At 36.6% G+C, this 6124-nt stretch carries 8 protein-coding genes and 3 pseudogenes; all 11 read right to left on the reverse strand.

What is annotated here, in order from left to right:
* Positions 1–475, reverse strand: a 475-nt coding sequence (locus ACFIJZ_RS08975) for a phage terminase large subunit family protein (RefSeq protein ID WP_375631769.1), incomplete at its 3' end; no start/stop codon positions are given.
* Between the two features lie 39 nt (positions 476–514).
* Positions 515–1096: pseudogene (locus tag ACFIJZ_RS08980) on the reverse strand (hypothetical protein).
* Between the two features lie 369 nt (positions 1097–1465).
* Positions 1466–2047: pseudogene (locus ACFIJZ_RS08985) on the reverse strand (hypothetical protein).
* A 3-nt stretch (positions 2048–2050) separates the two neighbouring features.
* Positions 2051–2371 (reverse strand): hypothetical protein, encoded by a 321-nt coding sequence (locus ACFIJZ_RS08990; RefSeq protein WP_273790989.1) that lies wholly within the window; start codon positions 2369–2371, stop codon positions 2051–2053.
* A gap of 501 nt (positions 2372–2872) precedes the next feature.
* Positions 2873–3268: a type II toxin-antitoxin system HicB family antitoxin gene (locus tag ACFIJZ_RS08995; protein WP_273790990.1), complete on the reverse strand. Its 396-nt coding sequence runs from the start codon at positions 3266–3268 to the stop codon at positions 2873–2875.
* Positions 3265–3464, reverse strand: a pseudogene (locus tag ACFIJZ_RS09000) (type II toxin-antitoxin system HicA family toxin). Before ACFIJZ_RS09000 ends, ACFIJZ_RS08995 begins: the two are co-directional and overlap by 4 nt.
* Positions 3465–3531: 67 nt before the next feature.
* Positions 3532–4068, reverse strand: a complete 537-nt coding sequence (locus ACFIJZ_RS09005; RefSeq protein WP_375631771.1) for a hypothetical protein — start codon at positions 4066–4068, stop codon at positions 3532–3534.
* Positions 4069–4081: 13 nt separating this feature from the next.
* Positions 4082–4534 carry a single-stranded DNA-binding protein gene (ssb, locus tag ACFIJZ_RS09010; RefSeq protein ID WP_375631773.1) on the reverse strand — a complete coding sequence of 151 codons (453 nt, stop codon included), beginning with the start codon at positions 4532–4534 and terminating at the stop codon, positions 4082–4084.
* 136 nt (positions 4535–4670) lie between these two features.
* Positions 4671–5051, reverse strand: a complete 381-nt coding sequence (locus ACFIJZ_RS09015) for a helix-turn-helix domain-containing protein (protein WP_375631775.1) — start codon at positions 5049–5051, stop codon at positions 4671–4673.
* 25 nt (positions 5052–5076) lie between these two features.
* Positions 5077–5514, reverse strand: a complete 438-nt coding sequence (locus tag ACFIJZ_RS09020) for a DNA adenine methylase (RefSeq protein ID WP_375631777.1) — start codon at positions 5512–5514, stop codon at positions 5077–5079.
* 74 nt (positions 5515–5588) lie between these two features.
* Positions 5589–5942 (reverse strand): DNA adenine methylase, encoded by a 354-nt coding sequence (locus ACFIJZ_RS09025; protein WP_273790995.1) that lies wholly within the window; start codon positions 5940–5942, stop codon positions 5589–5591.
* Between the last annotated feature and the right edge of the window lie 182 nt (positions 5943–6124).

The following is a 6124-nucleotide window of genomic DNA, read 5'->3' on the forward strand; positions in this document are numbered from 1 at the left end:
ATGTCAATTCGATTTCAGAAATCAGTTTCTTTTGTTTTCTGGCAATATATTTCATTGCTGTCTCTAACTGATCTTCTATACCAAATTCACGACGGTTCTGGATTTCTTCTGATTTCACCGTATCACTTTTGGCAATGCGTTCGCTTAAAGCAGGGCTTGCCATAATCATTTGGTCAAGACGGGTTTTGGACAATTTCTTCGCTGTCTCAACCGTTGGCGTCACATAAAGGACAGGTCCCGGACTATAATGAATGGCATAACCGCAAAAGTTCAATTCTGCTTCTGACATGCCGATCTGCGTCCCTTTCATGACAATTGTTATTTCAATTGGCACGTAAGAGGAAAGGTTATCCATGATTTCGCGCAAATAAGGGGTACGCTTTGTTCTCCAAAGCCCAGGCTCAGCACTTGCTACGGTGCTAAGGTATCTATTCCCGCCCATTGCGAAACCTTGTACGGTGGGTCTGGTTGTCATGCGTCATTGGCATTGGCGAAAAATTCTTCGACTGCATTGTCATCCATTATTCGTTTCTTGCAAGTTCTCTAACTCTGGAGAATGTGGATCATGACAAGGCACTGGAATATTAACCGCTTCAAGCAAAGCTGTTCTCATAGTGTAATCAATAGCACCAATAAGGCTGGCTGTATCACATCCAACTTGTGCAGCAATGCTTGCACCAAAACGATGAGGAAAATTCAACATATGACATTACGGTGCGCTCTTCCAAACTCACGAGCTGCCTTTTCATTTCTTCTCGATCAACAGTGGTTTCGCGTAGTCGTTCAAGGGCAATTTTTTCGCTTTCAAACGCAACTTGCATTCGCTCCAGTTTTATCTTGTATTCATTGGCTCCATCTGTGGAAGCTTGTTTGATCTTTGTCCGCGGTTGTCCATCAGGCGCTAAAAGTGAAGCAGGGCGCTTTGTTGGATTCTCATTCCAGATGGCTGTGGCAAGGGCTTCATTGACAGAACCATCTTCAAAAAGAGCCGTATCAAATTTACCTGTCTTTATCCGAGAAACCACCGCATTATGTGAAACACCCATCTCTTCGTAAACGCACGAACCGATATCCCCTCACGATACTTCTTATTCATAGTTGCTCCTTGCCTTGATTTTTTTCCCATCTTGAGGAATGGGGTTTTCGGCGTATCAGGATAAAGAAAGCTTTACGTAACGAACTGAAAACGGGCTTCAATGCGATAAGGAGACATTTTACATATCATACTGTACACACTAAATTCGTTATTTATCAATGTGTTAAGTGTACAATGTACAGTCAAATTGAAAATTCTGTCGCTAGCGATAGTTCGCGCTCGCCTGCCCCGCAACAGATCCAACCCGCTGGGAAGTAGATTTTACATTGATTTTATTGTATTTTTTCTGAAAAAAACCAAAACGAAAGTGATAATCTGCTTTAAAAATTACAATTAAAGTGAGTAATGTGTTGACATAGCTTAAGAACATTATTTAGCTTTCTTATTGGCGGCATATTCTTGACGAGCAAGTTGGTACTGTATGCTTTTGATTAGTCTTTCATTGGCTTCGTTTACAATAGCACTTGCAATTTCTGGCTTGGACATCACTTTAGCAATTGAAGGTCCTTCTTGTTTTGCAATGGGGAATTGATCTCCGTCATCTCTTTGAAACACATTCCCTCCCATTTTCAATTCAACACGCTTTGGAAAATTCCCACCTTTGATAAAAGCATGGGGTAAGATTTCTTTCTTTCCAAACATTTTGTATGTTACGCTGTATTTTGTTTCTCTTGCTTGAAAAAATTTAAGAGGTATCGGTGTTCCAGAACCAATGATATCTGTCTCGAGAAACCTTGCTGTCGCTTTTTCTTTAATATACCCCCCCTTTTTTGACACGCTTTGATTGGGCAGATGAGATGTCGCAACTTGCTTTTCAGTAAAGCGTTCAACTTGTTTTGCTGCGGTGTTTAGAGCATTACGCAGAGCCCAGTTAAGGCGTGGTGCTTGAAGACTGGTGAAGGTATCTTTTGCCTGTTGAAGATACCATTTTTGGTGGATGATTAATTTCAACGTCTAAGCCTTTTTAGGGGTAGGTGTTGATGACTTGGAAGTTTTAGATTCCTTTGGTTTTTCGAGTGAGGTTTCCTCTGTCACTGGTTCAGATGATGTTTGTACAGCTTCTTGTTCTATTTTCTTAATTTGTTCAACCGCCTTGTCAGGTTTTGCTGTTGTCTTGACTCCAACAAAAGGTTTTACAGCATTAGCGCGCTTGAGACGTGCGTAGACTTGATTGGAAACTTCAACAAATGGATTATTGGGTGTTGATGGTTCAAATCGAACAGTGCTTTTATTGTCTCCAATAACACACATTGGCTTAGTGATGACAGCTTTCATCAGTGCTCCTTTTGAGTCATAATTAATGACATCATTAGTCAAATATTAATTTTTGTTATTTGAAAAATAGATTAGCCAGAACTAGCAAGAAAACAGGGCTTTCTAGCTACATTTCAAGTTCACATTTTACTGAATTTTTAAGGGATATTTTTGAATTTTAGACGCAATTCAACTAGTGCCGTGCTGTTATTCAATACTATTTTTTACACCATGTCAACAAAAAAATCTATATTTTTTATTTTAAAATAGAATATATAGATTTTTCTAAAACATTTTAGATTTTATAAATTATTGTGAAATTATTATAGGAGGGAAAGACAATGACAGGTCCAGAAATATTAGATGCCATGTATATAATATCAATGATAGTTATATCCCTCTTAACTATAGCGTTTTGTTTGCCTGCCGCCTTTTGATTTTCATTAATAGTTTTCGGATCATATGCAATTACACGCTTTTGCAAAAAAAATCGAGAGTGAGAAATTTTTCCAGATTGATGAGCTAAATATTAAGCTCGTGACGGGCTGCTGTTGCCAAAAAAGCAGATCTTGTTAAACCTCTCTCTTGTGCACAATTATCAATTGCACGTAAAAGCCCTCGTTCAATTGATATATTTGTGCGTACCACTTCTGCATCATTTTCAATAAAGGGGACTTGTATTAAAAAAGCTCCTTCTGACAAAGCTGTTTTGACAGATTCCCGTTGTATGACGTCTTCAAATTTTGAAGGAATAGGCACTCTATCTATATCTTCACAATAAAGTTGGAGTGCTTCTGTTGCATTTGCGATTAAATTTTCTTCCTCATCAGCAGCAGAAAAAAGTTCCTCAAAATCAGGAAACTGAACACCAAAAGCAGAGTCTTCATCTTTATGAACAAGAGCAAAAAATCTTTTCATTCTTCTTCTCCTTCTTTTAACCAGCCTGCTTGTTGTGCGATAGAACGTGCTGTACCAATCGGAAGATTTTTTTAGGATGTGGAACGATAACAACCTTATCATCTTTTTTAAATTTATGATGAGAACCTTTTACTTTGATAAGTTCAAAGCCATCACGCTTTAATTTTGCAATGATTTTTCGGCTATCTTGTTCCATTACCTAAACTTATAATGTGTAAATATATACACATTTTAATGATTTTTTATCTGATGTCAATTCTTTTTTAACGGCTAAAATGCTTATGAAGCGCATTAAGAACAATACGCAAAGAATTAACAAGATGTGTTAGCGATTGATCTTCTATAACAAGATATTGTAATGCAGCATAAAGATTATACTGTCTATAGAGGTGTTGTGTTTCTTTGATAATCTCTTTCGTCTCTTCATAACAATGAGTTGCTCTTTCAATCCACCGTTTTTGTGCCTCCTCATTTGATGAAGGAGTAAAGTTATCATAAATTGCATTAGGCAATCCTTTTGCACATAGGTAATTGTTTTTCACTTCAAGATATTTTTGCGCATCATCATATTGGTCTTGATTGATTTCGCCTTGCAAATAAAGCCGCCCGATATAGGTACCGGAAAGCGGACTTTTAGCCTCTTCTATGGTCAAGCCAAAGCGTTTGGCACGCATTTCAATTGCCAATTTATCCATGGGTTCATGCGGTGTTTTTGCTCGTGAGATGCGTCCGTTTGGTTCTCTGATACATCCTTTAATCCGTGGACGACCACGTTTTGCACGTTTTTTTCTTTTTGTCATATTTTTTTTTCAATCAGAATGGGATAGCATTATTAAGAGATGTGCTATGATCAGCAGCACCTGAAGCGATGGCATAATGTTGAGAAGTAATGGGTGAAGGGGTAGGGGATGCTGATTGATCTTTCTTTGCATCAAGCAAATACAATTCGCCTTTGAATTGCGGTAAAATAATCTCTGTTGTGTAACGGTCATGCCCATTTTTATCTTGCCATTTGCGTGTCTGTAATTTGCCTTCTACGTAAACCTTTGAACCTTTGTTTAGATATTGAAGTGCAATTTTTGCCAAATGTGGATTAAAAATCATAACAGAATGCCATTCAGTCTTCTCTACTTTTTGATGTGTATTTTTATCTGTATAGCTTTCAGAAGTTACCATACGAAAATTAACCACTTCTGCTCCAGAATTCATTGTTTTGCTTTCGGGATTAGCACCAAGGCGCCCGATTAAAGTCACTTTATTTAGCATATTTGTAGCCCCATTAGATTAGCAATTTATATATACAAAATCTTAGCATAATTTGCTTATTTTTTCAATTATTTCAAAAGTATATTATTGTTTTTTAACATATAAAATTATGTTTACGGTGTATAAAATAAGGAGATCAAGGTATTTTATTTTGCAAGCAGCGTTTCTTTTCCGTTCTCACCATGAATTCCTTGAACACTGTTAGATCTTGTTGTGAAAGACACTTAAAATTTCTAACAAACGTGCTAATAATTTCACGGTTAAGTGGATCAGAAGAATTCATTATAAAATTCTTTCGGCAAATGTCAGCCTCTTTTCTTAAAAGAGAAGCCATGTTTTGATCTAAAGCGTACAGCTTTATGATCTTTTCTTCCATTCCTACTGGAACAGATTTTTTGCCAATCTCAACAGAAGATAAAAATGCTACAGAGATGCCTAGTTTATCAGCCATATCTAAGAGCCTTTCAAAGCGATCAAGGCGAATTTTGCGTAAAGTTTTGCCAAATGGTGTAAGCATGTGATTAAAGCTCCTATTCATGCAATCAAGCTGCTTTAAGACGTGATATTGTGTTTTTTTCTAAGAATTGAGGCATTTTGATTTTTGGTGAAAAAATCATCAGTTCAGTAGCTTTCCTTTTCTCTTGTAGAGAATATTGTAAGCTAAATTCTATTGAGAGATATTGCCTATACAAAAATTTAATTTCTTCAACGTTGTCATAAGTAATTAGCCAAGGTGCCGTCACATGTTGGGAGATGACATTCTCTAAATTGTGGTGATCATTAGCTTTGTAAAACCAAGTATAAAGACCTTTTCCTTTTTTAAAATAAGGAGGGTCCATATAAAAAAAGGTGTTTTCATCAGTTCCATAACGCAGCAAAAATTCCCGTGCATTTAAACGAGTTAAATGTATTCTATCTTTTTGTTCACTTATGCGAAGAATGCGTTCAATTATATTCTCTTTGTTAAATCGGCAATCTATTTTATAGGTACCGCTTTGTCATTTTTCTCCAATTGGTCCAGCATTTTTAATAATTCCAGATCTATTTGTGCGATTCAAAAAGAGTGCTGCGAATCCTGCGCTAAGCACATCTGCACTTGCAGGAGAAATTTCTTTTGTATGTACCATTCTTCTAAGTTAATGGTCGTTATATTGATTTTTTCTATTAATTCTTTTGTCTTGTGCAAAACGCAATACCAAAAGCTCCAAATGAATAGATCAATATCGTTAATGTGAATATCTTTAACATCACCATTAAAAAGAAGCTTTAAAGCAAGTCCGCACCCGCCAGCAAATGGCTCTCTATAGGAACAGCCATTTAATGCATTTTTCTCAAATATTTCTTTGACTTTTCCATACAGTGCAGCCTTACCGCCTGGATATCTCAATGGTGAGCAAACATGAGTCATTGTTACGCGCCTTTTTCAATGATGTTTTGATGTTTTTGTTGATTTCATCTATGAACGTTGAGAAGAGACAACGCCATTTAATCTAAACAGTTTTATAAAATCGGAAATTTTACTATAGCTTTTTAACTGAGCACTGTAGTGTGTAAATAGATATGTTTATTAAACTGCGTGTACGTAACATA

Origin of the sequence: Bartonella sp. CL70QHWL (assembly GCF_042194855.1) — a bacterium.
In the GTDB taxonomy this organism is placed as follows: domain Bacteria; phylum Pseudomonadota; class Alphaproteobacteria; order Rhizobiales; family Rhizobiaceae; genus Bartonella.